The sequence below is a fragment of the Streptomyces achromogenes subsp. achromogenes genome (genome assembly GCF_000720835.1).
GTDB classification, from domain to species: Bacteria; Actinomycetota; Actinomycetes; order Streptomycetales; family Streptomycetaceae; genus Streptomyces; species Streptomyces achromogenes.
Window position 1 is genome coordinate 65,215 of sequence record NZ_JODT01000001.1, and the last position, 14,745, is coordinate 79,959.

A 14,745-nucleotide genomic window follows, 5' to 3' on the forward strand; every position below is an offset into this window, starting at 1 on the left:
GGGGTGGGGCATGGACCGCACCGTCATCGCCTACGTCATCTACCTGGTCGTCAGCGTCGCGCTGACCATCTGGGTGGCCCGCACGCTCAGCCGCAACGGACGCATCTTCCTGTCCGACGTCCTGCGCGGCGACGAGAGGCTCGCCGACGCCGTCAACCACCTCCTGGTCGTCGGCTTCTACCTCGTCAACCTCGGCTTCGTGGCGCTGTACCTGAGCGATGACGACACGGTCCAGGACACCCGCGGCATCTCCGAGGCCCTGTCCACCAAGCTGGGCGTGGTGCTGCTGGTCCTCGGCGCGATGCACCTGGGGAACGTGTACGTCCTCAACCGGATCCGCCGGCGCGGGATGCTGGAGCGCGAGCAGCTGCCCCCGGTCCGCCCGCAGGAGTGGATCGCGCCGAGGGCCGGGGCGTGACCGGCGTGACCCCCACGACCACCGCACCGGAGCGGGACCCCGCCGGGGTCCCGCTCCGCGGGCTGACCGTCCTGTACGACGACCGGACCGCCGTGGGCCTCCACCTGTGCGCCTGGCTGGCGCGCCGGCCCCGGCTGGTGCCGCTGGAGCTGCTGCCGGCCGGTTCGGCCGCGGCCCACGCCCGCTTCCCCGGACTCGGCCCCGGCGACCCCCTGCACGAGATCACCGTGGTCGGCGACTCCGGGCAGGTCTACCGGGGCTCGCGCGCCTGGATCGTCCTGCTGTGGGCCCTGCGCGAGCACCGCCCGCTCGCCCACCGGCTCGCCGACCCGGCCGGCGCCAAGGAGGCCCGCGGTGCCGTCCTCGCCGCGGCGAAATGGCGGGGGCCGCGGCAGCCCGGCGCCCAGTGGGGCGGTCGGGTCCACCAGCGGGCCGACGGCTGGTCCTACCACCCGGTGACGGGTTGGACCTACGCACCACCGTCCCGGGCGGGGACCGGTCCCGCCACTCGTTAGGCTCCTACCGTGCCCGCGAAGAACGACGGCCCCGAGGCGGCCGGACCCCACAGCAGCAAATCCGAGCAGACCCGCGCGCTGATCCTGCAGACCGCGATGCGGATGTTCCAGGAGCGCGGCTACGACAAGACGACCATGCGGGCCATCGCCAAGGAGGCCGGGGTCTCCGTCGGCAACGCCTACTACTACTTCGAGGGCAAGGAACACCTGATCCAGGGGTTCTACGACCGGATCGCCGCCGAGCACCAGGCGGCGGTCCGGTCGGTGCTGGAGCGGGAGACCGACCTGGAGGCGCGGCTCGCGGGAGTGCTGACCGCGTGGCTGGACATCGCCCGGCCGTACCACGAGTTCGCGGTGCAGTTCTTCAAGAACGCCGCCGACCCCGACAGCCCGCTCAGCCCCTTCTCCCCCGAGAGCGAGCACGCCCGCGAACAGGCCATCAGCGTGCACCGGGAGGTGCTGGCCGGGTCCAAGGCCAAGGTGGCCCCGGAACTGCGGGACGTCCTGCCGGAGCTGATGTGGCTGTCGCAGATGGGCCTGGTGCTGTACTGGATCTTCGACCGCACGGAGAACCGCGAGCGCAGCTACCGGCTGGCCCGGCGCGGGGCCCGGCTGACCGCGCGCGGGGTGGCCCTGGCCCGCTTCCGGGTGCTGCGGCCGCTGGTCATGGAGGTCCACGAGCTGTTCACGGACTTCCTGCCGGGCATGACGAGGGTCCTGCCCGACCCGGGGCGCGGGGAGCGGGAGAGCGGGTGATCACTTCCGGGTGAAGGCGCGGGAACGGGACACGTGGTCCGGGGACTGCCTACGATGATGCTCTCGACACCAGCCCCCAGGAGGCACGCGATGTCCGCTGCATCCGTCGAGCAGCCCTTCGACGCCGACGAGCCGTTCTCCCTGACGGCCATCGCCGACGAGATCATGGAGCGCCATCCGGGCTACCGCGTCGAGATCATCGGAGGCCACCTCCTCGTGACCCCTTCACCGGATGCCCCGCACGCCCGCGCTCTGACCGACCTCATGATCCCCTTCCTCGCCGCCGGATTGCACGGCGAGGAGACCGCGGTCCTCCAGAACGTCGCGATCAAGATTCCCACCGGTGCCGAGGACTACTGCATCCCCGACCTGGTGGTCGTGGACGCCGACGTCGACGACCACCTCATCGAGAACAACGCCTACGACCCGGTCTGCTTCCGCCTCGTCCTGGAGGTCACCTCCAATAACTGGCGGGACGGCCTGAAGACCAAGGTCGGCGCGTACGCCGAGGCCAAGGTGCCGGTCTATGTGGTGGTCGACCGCAAGCACCAGCGCCTCCACGTGCTCACCGAACCCGACGGGAGCGAGTACACCAGCCACCGCGTGCACGCCCCCGGCGAGACGGTGACGCTGCCCGACTCGGTCGGTACCGACGTCGCCCTCGACGTGGAGCAGATCATCAAGGCCGGTCAGAAGAAGTCCGACTGAGCGGACCCCACCGCAGCCCGAACACCCCCGCGCCCTCCCGGGCGCGGGGGTTTCCGTATGTTCGCTATGAGTTTCGGCGCAGTGCGCGCACTCCGCGCAACCCGATGACGCCGATGACCGTCCCCAATACGAAGGAAACGACCGCCAGCAGCAGGTGCACCCAGAAGTACGCGGTCGGGTGACCGTCGTCGAAGGCCAGACCGCTGCCGTCCTTGACGAGATTCTTGACGAAAGTGACCCAGATGACCCAGCTCCACACCCCGAAGGCGAGCAGGAACCAGGAGACAGGGCGGCTGAGCTTCATGAGTCCAGTATCGCCGTCCGGGGTCCGGGTCCGTGCCGGGGGTGCGCGCGGGTCCCTGCTCGTCGCCTCCGCCACGCTGTTCTCCCTGGCCGTCACCGCGCCCGCCGCCCTCGCCGCCCCCTCCCCCACCACGAGCCCGACGGCCACTCCCCCGGCGCAGATGTCCACCCTCGGCGGCGCCCGGCTCGGGATGCCCGGCACGCAGGTCAACCTCGCCCCCGGAGTGCCGGTGCTGCCCCAGGGCCTGACCGCCCGCTCCTGGATCGTCTCCGACGCCGAGTCGGGCCAGGTCCTGGCCGCGCACAACGCCCACTGGCGGCTGCCCCCGGCGAGCACGCTGAAGATGCTGTTCGCGGACACCGTGCTGCCCCGGTTCCCCAAGGACACCCGGTACAAGGTGGCCCCGGCCGACCTCAAGGGGGTGGGCGACGGCTCCAGCGTGGTCGGGGTGAAGGAGGGCGTCACCTACTCCGTGCGGGACCTGTGGCTCGGGGTGTTCCTGAAGTCGGGCAACGACGCGGTGCACGTCCTGTCCGCGATGAACGGCGGGGTGGAGCGGACCGTCGAGGACATGCAGAAGCACGCCGAGGAACTCCAGGCGCTGGACACGCAGGTGGTCTCGCCCGACGGCTACGACGCGCCGGAGCAGGTTTCCTCGGCGTACGACCTGTCGCTGATCGCCCGCTCGGGCCTGCAGAAGAAGGACTTCCGCGACTACTGCTCGACGGTCAGCGCCAAGTTCGGCGCCACCGAGATCCGCAACACCAACCGGCTGCTGAGCGGGGACAGCGACGTGCCGGTCTACCAGGGCATCGCGGGCGTGAAGAACGGCAACACCACGCACGCGGGCGCCACCTTCACCGGGGTGGCCGAGCGCGGCGGCAAGGTGCTGCTGGTCACGGTGATGAACCCGGAGAAGCACGACCACAACGAGGTCTACAAGGAGACCGCGAAGCTGTTCGACTGGGGCTTCCAGGCGGTCGGCAAGGTGAACCCGGTGGGAGAGCTGGTGCCGCCGAGGAGCGCCGCGCCGGCCGGGTCCGCCTCCTCGGCGAGCCCGCAGTCGCCCGGCACGGGCGGCGCGCCGGGGGCGAAGGCGGCGGCGAGCGCCCCCGTCGCCTCCGGCTCCAGCGGCGTCGGGACCGCCCTGGCCATCGCGGGCGGGCTGCTGGTGCTGCTCGGCGGCGGGGCGTTCCTGGTCAACCGCCGGTGGCCGCTGCCGGACCTGATGCGCCGCCGGTCCCGTCCCTGACGTCGGCGGCCTCGGCGGCTTCGGTGACCTCGGTCTCCTTGCTGCCCGTCGCCGTCCAGGCGGCGCAGAACAGGACGAGTTTCGCGGTGAAGTTGATCCACAGCAGCAGGGCCACGGGGACCCCGAACGCGCCGTACAAGCTCTTCGCGGCAACCCCCTGGACATAGCCGCTGAGCAGCAGTTTCAGCAGTTCGAAACCGACCGCGCCGAGCAGGGCGGCCACCAGCAGGCGGCGGCGCGGCGGCTCGACCCCGGGCAGCAGGGTCAGGACGTAGAGCAGGACCAGGAAGTCGGCGAGCACGGCGACGACGAACGCGGCGACCTGCAACAGCGCGGTGCCCCAGCCGTGCTCGTCCAGGCCGAACTGCCTCGACACCAGGCCGACGGCGGCCGAGGCGAGGGTGGAGGCGGCGAGCGTGACCAGCAGGGCGCCGCCGAGGCCGAGCAGGATCACGGTGTCCTTCACCTTGGCCAGCACCGGGTTCTCCCCCTGGTCCGGCAGCTCCCACACCGCGCGCAGGCAGTCCCGGACCTGGCCGACCCAGCCGATGCCCGTGAACAGCAGCGCCGCGCCCGCGATGACCCCGACGGTGCCCGCGTTCTGCGCCAGGGAGGTGAGGTCCAACTGCTCGGACAGGCCCGGGAACTGGTCGGCGATCCGCTGCTCCACGGTCTTCTGCCGGGCCGGGCTGAGGGTGGCGGCGGTGACGGCGGCGGCCACGGTCAGCAGCGGGAACAGCGCCACGAAGCTGACGAACGTCATGGCGGCGGCCAGCCGGGCCCACTTCACCCGGTCCAGCCGTTCGTAGCACCGCCACGCGTGGGTGATCGTCAGGCGGGTGACGATCGGCCCGATGCCGGGCAGCCTCTTCAGCCAGTCCATGATCCGACTCTGCCCGCTGCGCGGGGATGCCAACACCGCGTTTCGCCGCCGGAACGGTCATATGGGGGCGATACGGTCATCTGTCATGAAGGATGCCACCGAACTGCCCCGGTCCCTGCTCGTCCTCGGCGGCACGTCCGAGATCGCGCTGGCCACCGCGCGCCGTCTGATCGCCCGCCGCACCCGCACGGTGTGGCTGGCCGGGCGCCCCTCGCTCGCGCTGGAGAACGCGGCCGGAAGCCTGCGGGCGCTGGGCGCGGACGTCCGCACCGTCGCCTTCGACGCGCTCGCCCCCGAGTCCCACGAGGGCGTCCTCGGCAAGGTGTTCGCCGAGGGTCCGGTCGACATGGTGCTGCTCGCCTTCGGCATCCTCGGCGACCAGGCGCACGACGAACGCGACCCGGTCCGCGCGGTCCGGGTCGCCCAGACCAACTACACCGGGGCCGTCTCGGCGGGTCTGGTCGCCGGCCGCGCCCTCCAGACCCAGGGCCACGGGTGGCTCGTCGTGCTGTCCTCCGCCGCCGCCGAACGCGCCCGCCGCGCCGACTTCATCTACGGCTCCAGCAAGGCCGGCCTGGACGCCTTCGCCCAGGGACTCGGGGACGCCCTGTACGGGACGGGCGCGCGGGTCATGGTCGTACGCCCCGGCTTCGTGCGCACCCGCGCCACGGCGGGCCGCCCGCGCAGCCCGCTCGCCACCACCCCGGAGGCGGTGGCCGCGGCCGTCGAACTGGGCCTGCGCCGCGACGCGGAGACGGTGTGGGTGCCGGGCACGCTCCGCCTGCTGACGGCGGCCCTGCGGCACACGCCCCGGGCGCTGTTCAGGCGGCTTCCGCTCTAGCGTCACGGGCGGGTCACTGCGGGACGCGCGGCGCGCACACCTCCGCGTGTCCCGGCTGGACCGGTACGACCGGCCCCCCGAACGTGTACTCGCGCAGCTTGCGCCAGACACTGTCGGCGCCCTGTTCGTACAGCGCGAAGCCGGTGCACGGCCACTCGGCCTCGTAGTCGGCCAGCTCCTCGAAGGCGCGGTCCATCGCCGCCTCCTCGATGCCGTGCGCGACGGTGACGTGCGGGTGGTACGGGAAGAGCAGTTCGCGCGCCAGCGGCCCGGACGCCTCCCGGATGCGCTGCTGGAGCCGGGTGCACGCCTCGGCGCCCGCCACGACCCGGACGTAGACCACCGGCGACAGCGGCCGGAAGGTGCCGGTGCCGGACAGCCGCATCGGGAACGGCCGGCCCGCCGCGGCGACCTCGGTCAGGTGCGCGTCGACGGCGGGCAGGTCGGCCTCGTCCACCTCGGTCGGCGGCAGCAGCGTGACGTGGGTGGGGATGCCATGAGCCGCGGCGTCGCCGAAGCCCGCGCGCCGCTCCTGGAGCAGGCTGCCGTGAGGCTCCGGGACCGCGATCGACACGCCGATCGTTACGGTCCCCACGTCGTCTCCTGTCGTCGCGTCTGTCGTCGTCTCGGCCGCCTGGCCACGGCCGTTGGCATCGACTGTACGGCCACGGGTGCCCCGTGGGCAGGCGCAGCGGAAGTGATGTGCAGCGCTCCGCCCGCGCGGACCCGTGCGGTCGTACGCCTCAGTGCTTGGCCGGGAGGAAACCCACGCGGTCGTACGCCTGGGCGAGGGTCTCGGCGGCCACCGTCCGCGCCTTCTCGGCGCCCTTGGCGAGGATCGAGTCCAGCGTCTCGGCGTCGTCCAGGTACTGGTGGGTGCGCTCGCGGAACGGGGTGACGAAGTCGACCATGATCTCGGCGAGGTCGGTCTTGAGCGCGCCGTACATCTTGCCCTCGTACTCCTGCTCCAGCTCGGCGACGGTCTTGCCGGTGAGCGTGGAGTAGATGGTGAGGAGGTTGGAGACGCCCGGCTTGTTCTCGGTGTCGTAGCGGATCACCGTGTCGGTGTCGGTGACCGCGCTCTTGACCTTCTTGGCCGTGGTCTTCGGCTCGTCCAGGAGGTTGATCAGGCCCTTCGGCGTGGACGCCGACTTGCTCATCTTGACCGCCGGGTCCTGGAGGTCGTAGATCTTCGCCGTCTCCTTGAGGATGTACGGCTTCGGGATCGTGAAGGTGTCGCCGAAGCGGCCGTTGAAGCGCTCGGCGAGGTCCCGGGTCAGCTCGATGTGCTGGCGCTGGTCCTCGCCGACCGGCACCTCGTGGGCCTGGTACAGCAGGATGTCCGCGACCTGGAGGATCGGGTAGGTGAACAGGCCGACGGAGGCCCGGTCGGCGCCCTGCTTGGCGGACTTGTCCTTGAACTGGGTCATGCGGGACGCCTCGCCGAAGCCGGTGAGGCAGTTCATGACCCAGGCGAGCTGGGCGTGCTCGGGGACGTGGCTCTGCACGAAGAGGGTGCAGCGGTCGGGGTCCAGGCCCGCGGCCAGCAGCTGGGCCGCGGCCAGGCGGGTGTTGGCGCGCAGTTCCGCCGGGTCCTGCGGGACCGTGATCGCGTGCAGGTCGACCACCATGTAGAAGGCGTCGTGGGACTCCTGCAGGGCCACCCACTGGCGGACGGCGCCGAGGTAGTTGCCGAGGTGGAACGAGCCAGCCGTGGGCTGGATGCCGGAGAGCACGCGAGGTCGGTCAGCCATGTTTTTCATTGTCGCAGAGAGTGTGAGGGGTTCGGTGCGTGGGGAACCGCGGGCCCGGCGTGGCCGGGCCCGCGGTTCCCCACGCCCCTTACGGGGCGCTTCAGCCGAGGTCGACCTGCGGGTACAGCGGGAAGCCCGCGACCAGGTCCGTGGCGCGGCGGGCGATCTCGTCGGCGACCTTCTCGTCCAGGACGTGGGCCGCCTTGGAGGGCGCGCCGGACTTGGTGGTGCCCGGCTCGGTGGTGGTCAGGACGCGGTCGATCAGGGCCGCGACCTCGTCCATCTCCGCCGTGCCGAGGCCGCGGGTGGTCAGCGCGGGGGTGCCGACGCGGATGCCGGAGGTGTACCAGGCGCCGTTCGGGTCGGCCGGGATGGCGTTGCGGTTGGTGACGATGCCCGAGTCGAGCAGGGCCGCCTCGGCCTGACGGCCGGTGAGGCCGTAGGAGGCGGCGACGTCGATCAGGTTGAGGTGGTTGTCGGTGCCGCCGGTGACGAGGGTGGCGCCGCGGCGCATCAGACCCTCGGCGAGGGCGCGGGAGTTGTCCACGATGCGCTGGGCGTAGTCCCGGAAGGCGGGCCGGCGGGCCTCGGCGAGGGCGACGGCCTTGGCGGCCATGACGTGCGGGAGCGGGCCACCGAGGACCATCGGGCAGCCGCGGTCCACCTGGTCCTTGAGGGAGTCGTCGCACAGCACCATGCCGCCGCGCGGGCCGCGTAGCGACTTGTGGGTGGTGGTGGTGACGATCTGGGCGTGCGGGACCGGGTCGAAGTCGCCGGTGAGCACCTTGCCGGCGACCAGCCCGGCGAAGTGCGCCATGTCGACCATGAGGGTGGCGCCGACCTCGTCGGCGATCTCGCGCATGATCCGGAAGTTCACCAGGCGGGGGTACGCGGAGTAGCCGGCGACGATGATCAGCGGCTTGAACTCGCGGGCCTGGGCGCGCAGGGCGTCGTAGTCGATCAGGCCGGTGGCCGGGTCGGTGCCGTAGGAGCGCTGGTCGAACATCTTGCCGGAGATGTTCGGGCGGAAGCCGTGGGTGAGGTGGCCGCCGGCGTCCAGGGACATGCCGAGCATGCGCTGGTTGCCGAAGGCCTGGCGCAGCTCGGCCCAGTCGGCGTCGGTGAGGTCGTTGACCTGGCGGACGCCGGCCTTCTCCAGGAAGGGCAGCTCGACGCGGTCGGCGAGGACGGCCCAGAACGCGACGAGGTTGGCGTCGATGCCGGAGTGCGGCTGGACGTAGGCGTGGCGGGCGCCGAAGAGTTCGCGGGCATGCTCGGCGGCGAGGGCCTCGACGGTGTCGACGTTGCGGCAGCCGGCGTAGAAGCGGCGGCCGATGGTGCCCTCGGCGTACTTGTCGCTGAACCAGTTGCCCATCGCGAGCAGGGTCGCCGGGGAGGCGTAGTTCTCGGACGCGATCAGCTTGAGCATCCCGCGCTGGTCGGCGACCTCCTGGCCGATGGCGTCGGCGACGCGCGGCTCCACGGCGCGGATGACGTCGAGGGCGGCGCGGAAGGCGGTGGACTCGGTGGAGAGGGGGGCGGCGTTCTCGGGCATCGGGGACCTCCGGACGGTGTGCGTACAGCGTTCACGTTCGGCCCAGGCGCACGGCACTCTTACCGCTCGGGCCGCTCCCTGATGGTCCGTCCCATCCCAGCGCGCCAGTCACGGCCCGGGTGTCAGCCTACCGGGCGCGCCGGGAGCCGAGATCCCGCGTCCACCATGCGAGTGGGGTTAAGAAGGAGGTCATCGTCGTATCCGGGCCGATCCGGGAGGGTCCGTGACCGCTGCCGCCGAAGACCTCATCGCCCTCGCCGAGGCGCACTGCGCGCCCACCTACGCTCCGCTGCCGGTGGTGCTCGCCACCGGTGAGGGGGCGTGGCTGACGGACGTGGCGGGGCGGCGGTACCTGGATCTGCTGGCCGGTTACTCGGCGCTGAACTTCGGGCACGGCCATCCCCGGCTGGTCGAGGCGGCCCGGCGCCAGCTCCAGCGGCTGACGCTGACCTCCCGCGCCTTCCACCACGACCGGTTCGCGGCGTTCTGCGCCGAGCTGGCGGAGCTGTGCGGGATGGAGATGGTGCTGCCGGCGAACACCGGCGCGGAGGCGGTGGAGGGCGCGATCAAGACGGCCCGGAAGTGGGGCTACCGGGTGAAGGGGGTGCCCGCGGAGATGGCGAAGATCGTCGTGGCGGGCGGCAACTTCCACGGCCGTACGACGACCATCGTCAGCTTCTCCACGGACTCCGAGGCGCGGGCGGACTTCGGGCCGTACACGCCGGGGTTCGAGATCGTGCCGTACGGCGACCTGACCGCGCTGCGCGGGGCGCTGACGGAGAACACGGTGGCGGTGCTGCTGGAGCCGGTGCAGGGCGAGTCGGGGGTGATCGTGCCGCCGGCCGGTTATCTGGCGGGGGTGCGGGAGCTGACCCGGGAGCGGAACGTGCTCTTCGTCGCCGACGAGATCCAGTCCGGGCTGGGCCGGACCGGGCGGACCTTCGCGTGCGAGAACGAGGGGGTCGTGCCGGATGTGTACGTGCTGGGCAAGGCGCTGGGCGGCGGGATCGTGCCGGTGTCGGCGGTGGTGTCGAGCGCGGCGGTGCTCGGGGTGTTCCGGCCGGGTGAGCACGGGTCGACGTTCGGCGGGAATCCGCTGGCCTGCGCGGTGGCGCTGGAGGTGATCGCGATGCTGCGGACCGGGGAGTACCAGGAGCGGGCGGCCCGGCTGGGCGAGCGGCTGCACCGGCTGCTGGGCGAGCTGGCCGGGACGGGCCGGGTGACGGCGGTGCGCGGGCGGGGGCTGTGGGCCGGGGTGGACGTCGCCCCGGCGGTGGGTACCGGGCGCAAGGTCGCCGAGCGGCTGCTGGCCCGTGGGGTCCTGGTCAAGGAGACCCACGGGGCGACGATCCGGATCGCGCCTCCGCTGGTGATCGGCGAGGAGGATCTGGACCGGGGCGTGGAGCAGCTGCGGGCGGTGCTGTTCGAGGCCTGATCGGCGCGGGCCTGATCAGCGCAGGGGGAGGTCGGTGCCGTGCTCCGCGGCGGGCCGGGGACCGAAGAGGCGCCGGTCGGATTCCTCGATGGCCACGTCGTTGATGCTCGCCTCGCGGCGGCGCATCAGGCCGTACGCGTCGAACTCCCACAGTTCGTTGCCGTAGGAGCGCCACCACTGTCCGTCGGTGTCGCGGCACTCGTACTGGAAGCGGACGGCGATGCGGTCCTCGTGGAAGCTCCACAGGCTCTTGCGCAGCGCGTAGTCCCGTTCGCGGCGCCACTTGTCGGTGAGGAAGGCGACGATCTCCTCCCGGCCGGTGAGGAACCGGTCGCGGTTGCGCCAGACGGAGTCCTCGGTGTACGCGAGGGCCACCCGGTGGGGGTCGCGGGTGTTCCAGGCGTCCTCGGCCGCCTGGACCTTCTGGCGGGCGGTCTCCAGGGTGAACGGCGGGTAGGGCGGGCGGGCTTCGGGCACGGCGGTCTCCTCGGGCAGGTCGGAGCAGAGGGGGCGGAAGCGACGGGTGGAGAACGGTCGTTCTCCATCGCTGCGGCTAAGGTAGAGAACGACCGTTCTCAACGTCAAGGAGACACGAGGAGCCCCGATGCCCGCCCCCGCCACCGAGGAACGCGACCGCCTGGACCGCGCGGCCCTGCTGGACACCGCCGAGGCGCTCTTCTACGCGCACGGCATCCAGGCGGTCGGCATGGACCGGGTCCGGGAGGCGTCCGGGCTGCCCCTGAAGCGGATCTACCGGCTGTTCGCGACGAAGGAGGACCTGGTCGTCGCCGTGCTCCGGCGGCGCGACCGGCGCTGGCGGGAGAGCCTGGCCGCGCACGTGGAGCGCGTCGCCGGTCCGCGCGAGAGGGTGCTCGCGGTCTTCGACTGGCTCGCCGCGTGGTGCGCCGAGCCCGGCTTCCGCGGCTGCGCCTGGATCAACGCCCACGGGGAACTGGGCGCGGCCTCGGAGGCGGTCCTGACCGAGGTCCGCGCCCACAAACGCGCCTTCCACGACCAGTTGTCGGGCTGGGTCCGGGCCACGGGACTCCCGCTCACCGAACCCGTGTACCTGCTGGCCGAGGGAGCCATCGTCACGGCGGGCATCACGGGCGACCCGTCGGCGGCGGGGCATGCGCGCAAGGCGGTGGAGGCGTTGCTCCGGGGCGCGGCCGACTAGAGGATCACGTGCGGCAGGAAGCGGGCGTACTCGTCGGTGATCAGGCCGGTGGACTCGCGGATGCCGAGGCCCGCCGGTTCGCCGGCGACGACCCAGGTGCCGAGGACGACGTGGTTGCCGTCGAAGGCGGGGAGGGGGGCCAGCTGCTGGTAGCAGCAGGGGTCCTCGCGGGGGGCCGGCGGGGTGCCGGGATCGTGGACGGTGATGCCCGCGCCCTCGCGGCCCAGCAGGGGCTTGGCCACGTAGCCGGTGGTGGTGGCCAGTTCGCGGGGGCCGTCGAGGTAGGCGGGCAGGAGGTGGGGGTGGCCGGGGTACAGCTCCCAGAGGATCGCCAGCAGGGCCTTGTTGCTCAGCAACATCTTCCAGGCCGGCTCGATCCACAGGGTGCTGCCGGTGCCGCCGCCGTTGTCCAGGGTGTCCAGGACGTGGGGGCCGAAGGAGTCGGTGGTGAGCCACTCCCAGGGATAGAGCTTGAAGATGCCCCGGATGAAGCGGAGCCGGTTGTCGACGAAGCGGCCGGAGAGGGAGTCCCAGCCGATCTCCTCCATGGCGAGCCAGTCCGTGGTGAGACCGGCCTGCTCCGCCGTCTCCTTCAGATAGGCGACCGTCATCAGGTCCTCGCCGAGTTCGTCGGCGGCGGAGTGCGCGAAGTGCAGGGGCGCGCCGGGCGGCAGCAGCGCGGCCTGGGCACGCCAGGCTTCCACCAGGCGTTCGTGCAGGGAGTTCCACTGGTCGGCGCCGGGAAAACGTTCCTCCATCCAGAACCACTGCGGGGAGGCCGCCTCCACCAGCGAGGTGGGCGTGTCGGCGTTGTACTCCAGCAGCTTCGCCGGGCCGGTGCCGTCGTAGCGCAGGTCGAAACGGCCGTAGAGGGAGGGCAGTTCGGCACGGCGGTGCCAGGACTCGGTGACCGCGGCGGCCACCCGGGCGTCGGTGATGCCGAGGTCGGCCAGCCGGTCCTCGGTCACGATGTGGTCCGCCGCCGCGAGGCACATGCGGTGCAGTTCCGCGACGGTGTCCTCCAGCGCCTCGACCTCCTCCAGGGAGAAGACGTAGTAGGCGCTCTCGTCCCAGTACGGGTGCAGGGAGCCGTCGGGGTGGCGGGTCAGGGGGTAGATCAGGCCCTGGGCCTCGACGGTCTGCTGCCAGCCGGGGCGGGGGGGCGTGGTGCGGCGTTCCATGCGTCCCCTCCGGTCAGCCGCCGGAGCTGCCGTGGCCGCCGCCGAAGCCGCCGCGGCTCACCCCGCCGCCGCCGTTGTCGTACGACGAACCACCCGAGCTGCTGCTTCCCGAACCGCCGCCCGAACCACCGGACTTGGTGAAGGAGCCGCCGTCGACCCAGCCGTTCTTCTCCTTGCCGTCGTAGTACCAGGCGGCGTTGACCGGCCGCTTGGCGCCCTTCTTGACGGGCTTCTTCCGGCCGGAGGAGGAGCCGCTCCCGCTCGTCGTCTTGCAGTCCTTGTCGGAGACGACCTTGTAACCCTTGGAGACGTTGTAACTGTCGCGGTCCACACAGCGTTTGTCCGGATCGGACGAGCAGGCGGTGAGGGCGGCGGCCAGCAGGCCCACACCGCCCAGGACGACCGTGCCGGAGCGGAGTTGCCTTCCGGTGTGCGCCATGGTGTGTCTCCCCCGTCGGATGAGTGTTCGGCGGTCAGCCTAGAGACGCGGCGCGCCCACGCCCAACCGGGGGTGGCCTCCGGGCGCCCGCGCCGCCTTATGGCAGTACCCGGCACAGTGCCTCCAACGCTCCCGTCCACGCGCTGTCCGAGGGGGTGCCGTAGCCGACCACCAGGGCGTCCGAGGGGTCGGGCGGCGCGTCGGTGTGGCGGTAGTAGGACAGGCCGTGCAGGGCCAGGCCCTGGAGGTCCGCGGCCTGGACCACCGGCTGTTCCAGGCCCGGCGGGAGGCGCAGCACCGCGTGCAGTCCGGCCGCGATGCCGGTCACCCGCACCGTCGGCGCCCGGTCCGCCACGGCCGCGGTGAGGGCGTCCCGGCGGCGCCGGTAGCGCAGCCGGGCGGAGCGGACGTGCCGGTCGTAGGCGCCGGAGGTGAGGAACTCGGCCAGCGTCAGCTGGTCCAGCGCCCCTACGGTGTCGACGTGCCCCTTGGCCGCCACCGCCTCCTGCGCGAGGGCCGGCGGCAGCACCATCCAGCCCAGCCGCAGCCCGGGCGCGAGGGACTTGCTGGCGGTGCCCAGGTAGACCACCCGGTCGGGGTCCAGGCCTTGGAGGGCGCCGACGGGCTGGCGGTCGTAGCGGAACTCGCCGTCGTAGTCGTCCTCCAGCACCAGTGAGCCGGTGCGCCGCGCCCAGTCCACGACGGCGGCCCGCCGGTCGGGGTGCAGCGGGGTGCCCATCGGGAACTGGTGGGCCGGGGTGAGCAGGACCGCCGCGGCGCCGTCCGGCGGGCGCGGGTCGGTGCCGAGCGCGTCGTAGGGCAGCGCGGGGGTGGCCAGGCCCGCCGCGCGCAGCAGCCGCCAGTGCACGTCGAGGCCGTAGGACTCCACCGCGACCGTGTCCGCCCCGCGCGCCCGCAGCAGGGTGCCGAGGACGCGCAGGGCGTGCGAGGTGCCGGCGGTGATCACGACGGTGTCCGGGGTGGCGCGCACGCCCCGGACCCGGGCCAGGTATCCGGCGAGGGCGGTGCGCAGTTCGCGCCGGCCGCGCGGGTCGCCGTAGCCGAGGGCGTCGGAGGGGGCCGTGGCCAGCGCCCGGCGGGCGGCCTTGAGCCACTCGGCGCGCGGGAAGGCGGCGAGATCGGGGGTGCCGGGGACCAGGCTGTGGGCGGGGCGGCCGGGCTCCCGGCGGCCCGGCCCGGACGGGGCGGGCGGCGGGGCCACCACCCGGTCGGCGACCCGGGTGCCGGAGCCCTGCCGGGCGGTGAGCCAGCCCTCCGCGACCAGGTCGGCGTAGGCCTCGGCGACGGTGTTGCGGGCGATGCCGAGGTCGGCGGCGAGGGTCCGGGAGGACGGCAGCCGGGTGCCGGGGGCCAGCCGGCCGGTGCGCACCGCGTCCCGCAGGGCGTCGGTCAGGCCCCGGCGCAGGCCCCCCGCGAGAGCCGGTTCGAGATGCAGGTCGACGCCCAAAGTGGCCCAGGATTCCGCCATGGGAATGGACCATACCCCTGGGCTGCCTCGCTCCTAGG

At 72.6% G+C, this 14,745-nt stretch carries 17 protein-coding genes and 1 riboswitch; of the genes, 8 read left to right on the forward strand and 9 right to left on the reverse strand.

The window, feature by feature from the left end; all coding sequences use genetic code 11:
- The first annotated feature begins 10 nt into the window (after positions 1 to 10).
- The 4 genes from IH25_RS0100335 to IH25_RS0100350 all read left to right on the forward strand — a co-directional run bounded on the left by IH25_RS0100335 (position 11) and on the right by IH25_RS0100350 (position 2,397).
- Positions 11 to 418, forward strand: coding sequence for a hypothetical protein (locus IH25_RS0100335; RefSeq protein WP_030600825.1), 408 nt, complete (start codon positions 11 to 13; stop codon positions 416 to 418).
- Positions 415 to 933: a hypothetical protein gene (locus tag IH25_RS0100340; RefSeq protein WP_030600826.1), complete on the forward strand. Its 519-nt coding sequence runs from the start codon at positions 415 to 417 to the stop codon at positions 931 to 933. The genes IH25_RS0100335 and IH25_RS0100340 overlap by 4 nt, the downstream gene beginning before the upstream one ends.
- A 9-nt stretch (positions 934 to 942) precedes the next feature.
- A complete protein-coding gene (locus tag IH25_RS0100345; protein WP_030600829.1) occupies positions 943 to 1,689 on the forward strand; it encodes a TetR/AcrR family transcriptional regulator in 747 nt (248 codons plus the stop codon).
- A 90-nt stretch (positions 1,690 to 1,779) separates the two neighbouring features.
- Positions 1,780 to 2,397 carry a Uma2 family endonuclease gene (locus IH25_RS0100350; protein ID WP_030600831.1) on the forward strand — a complete coding sequence of 206 codons (618 nt, stop codon included), beginning with the start codon at positions 1,780 to 1,782 and terminating at the stop codon, positions 2,395 to 2,397.
- Positions 2,398 to 2,461: 64 nt separating this feature from the next.
- On the opposite strand, the gene IH25_RS0100355 is transcribed toward IH25_RS0100350, so the two are convergent.
- On the reverse strand, positions 2,462 to 2,701 hold the full coding sequence (locus IH25_RS0100355) for an SCO4848 family membrane protein (protein WP_030600834.1): 240 nt from the start codon (positions 2,699 to 2,701) through the stop codon (positions 2,462 to 2,464).
- Between IH25_RS0100355 and IH25_RS0100360 the strand changes: the two genes are divergently transcribed.
- Positions 2,700 to 3,953 carry a D-alanyl-D-alanine carboxypeptidase family protein gene (locus IH25_RS0100360; protein ID WP_051753583.1) on the forward strand — a complete coding sequence of 418 codons (1,254 nt, stop codon included), beginning with the start codon at positions 2,700 to 2,702 and terminating at the stop codon, positions 3,951 to 3,953. The two genes, IH25_RS0100355 and IH25_RS0100360, sit on opposite strands and share 2 nt — an antisense overlap.
- Here the strand turns inward: IH25_RS0100360 and IH25_RS0100365 are convergent.
- Positions 3,901 to 4,836 carry a YihY/virulence factor BrkB family protein gene (locus tag IH25_RS0100365; RefSeq protein ID WP_030600840.1) on the reverse strand — a complete coding sequence of 312 codons (936 nt, stop codon included), beginning with the start codon at positions 4,834 to 4,836 and terminating at the stop codon, positions 3,901 to 3,903. The two genes, IH25_RS0100360 and IH25_RS0100365, sit on opposite strands and share 53 nt — an antisense overlap.
- Before the next feature lie 85 nt (positions 4,837 to 4,921).
- On the opposite strand from IH25_RS0100365, the gene IH25_RS0100370 reads away from it, so the two are divergent.
- Positions 4,922 to 5,677 (forward strand): SDR family NAD(P)-dependent oxidoreductase, encoded by a 756-nt coding sequence (locus tag IH25_RS0100370; RefSeq protein ID WP_030600844.1) that lies wholly within the window; start codon positions 4,922 to 4,924, stop codon positions 5,675 to 5,677.
- Between the two features lie 13 nt (positions 5,678 to 5,690).
- On the opposite strand, the gene IH25_RS0100375 is transcribed toward IH25_RS0100370, so the two are convergent.
- The 3 genes from IH25_RS0100375 to IH25_RS0100385 all read right to left on the reverse strand — a co-directional run bounded on the left by IH25_RS0100375 (position 5,691) and on the right by IH25_RS0100385 (position 8,986).
- Complete coding sequence (locus IH25_RS0100375; protein ID WP_030600847.1) at positions 5,691 to 6,272, reverse strand: 2'-5' RNA ligase family protein; 582 nt, start codon at positions 6,270 to 6,272, stop codon at positions 5,691 to 5,693.
- Positions 6,273 to 6,420: 148 nt separating this feature from the next.
- The gene (gene trpS, locus IH25_RS0100380; RefSeq protein WP_387873759.1) at positions 6,421 to 7,440 is read right to left on the reverse strand and encodes a tryptophan--tRNA ligase; all 1,020 of its coding nucleotides are present in this window, start codon (positions 7,438 to 7,440) and stop codon (positions 6,421 to 6,423) included.
- 91 nt (positions 7,441 to 7,531) lie between these two features.
- On the reverse strand, positions 7,532 to 8,986 hold the full coding sequence (locus IH25_RS0100385) for a glycine hydroxymethyltransferase (RefSeq protein WP_030600852.1): 1,455 nt from the start codon (positions 8,984 to 8,986) through the stop codon (positions 7,532 to 7,534).
- A gap of 33 nt (positions 8,987 to 9,019) precedes the next feature.
- Positions 9,020 to 9,108, reverse strand: a riboswitch (ZMP/ZTP riboswitch).
- Between the two features lie 101 nt (positions 9,109 to 9,209).
- Here IH25_RS0100385 and rocD point away from each other — a divergent pair.
- Positions 9,210 to 10,421 carry an ornithine--oxo-acid transaminase gene (gene rocD, locus IH25_RS0100390; protein ID WP_030600855.1) on the forward strand — a complete coding sequence of 404 codons (1,212 nt, stop codon included), beginning with the start codon at positions 9,210 to 9,212 and terminating at the stop codon, positions 10,419 to 10,421.
- Positions 10,422 to 10,436: 15 nt separating this feature from the next.
- On the opposite strand, the gene IH25_RS0100395 is transcribed toward rocD, so the two are convergent.
- Entirely contained in the window at positions 10,437 to 10,898 is a 462-nt protein-coding gene (locus IH25_RS0100395) for a nuclear transport factor 2 family protein (RefSeq protein ID WP_030600860.1), read from the reverse strand.
- A 127-nt stretch (positions 10,899 to 11,025) separates the two neighbouring features.
- Between IH25_RS0100395 and IH25_RS0100400 the strand changes: the two genes are divergently transcribed.
- Complete coding sequence (locus IH25_RS0100400; protein WP_030600863.1) at positions 11,026 to 11,598, forward strand: TetR/AcrR family transcriptional regulator; 573 nt, start codon at positions 11,026 to 11,028, stop codon at positions 11,596 to 11,598.
- Here IH25_RS0100400 and IH25_RS0100405 read toward each other — a convergent pair.
- The 3 genes from IH25_RS0100405 to pdxR form a co-directional block, all read right to left on the reverse strand.
- A complete protein-coding gene (locus IH25_RS0100405) occupies positions 11,595 to 12,779 on the reverse strand; it encodes a glutathionylspermidine synthase family protein (RefSeq protein WP_030600867.1) in 1,185 nt (394 codons plus the stop codon). The two genes, IH25_RS0100400 and IH25_RS0100405, sit on opposite strands and share 4 nt — an antisense overlap.
- Positions 12,780 to 12,792: 13 nt before the next feature.
- Complete coding sequence (locus IH25_RS0100410; protein WP_030600870.1) at positions 12,793 to 13,218, reverse strand: hypothetical protein; 426 nt, start codon at positions 13,216 to 13,218, stop codon at positions 12,793 to 12,795.
- Between the two features lie 97 nt (positions 13,219 to 13,315).
- Complete coding sequence (gene pdxR / locus IH25_RS0100415) at positions 13,316 to 14,707, reverse strand: MocR-like pyridoxine biosynthesis transcription factor PdxR (protein WP_030600873.1); 1,392 nt, start codon at positions 14,705 to 14,707, stop codon at positions 13,316 to 13,318.
- Positions 14,708 to 14,745 lie beyond the last annotated feature (38 nt).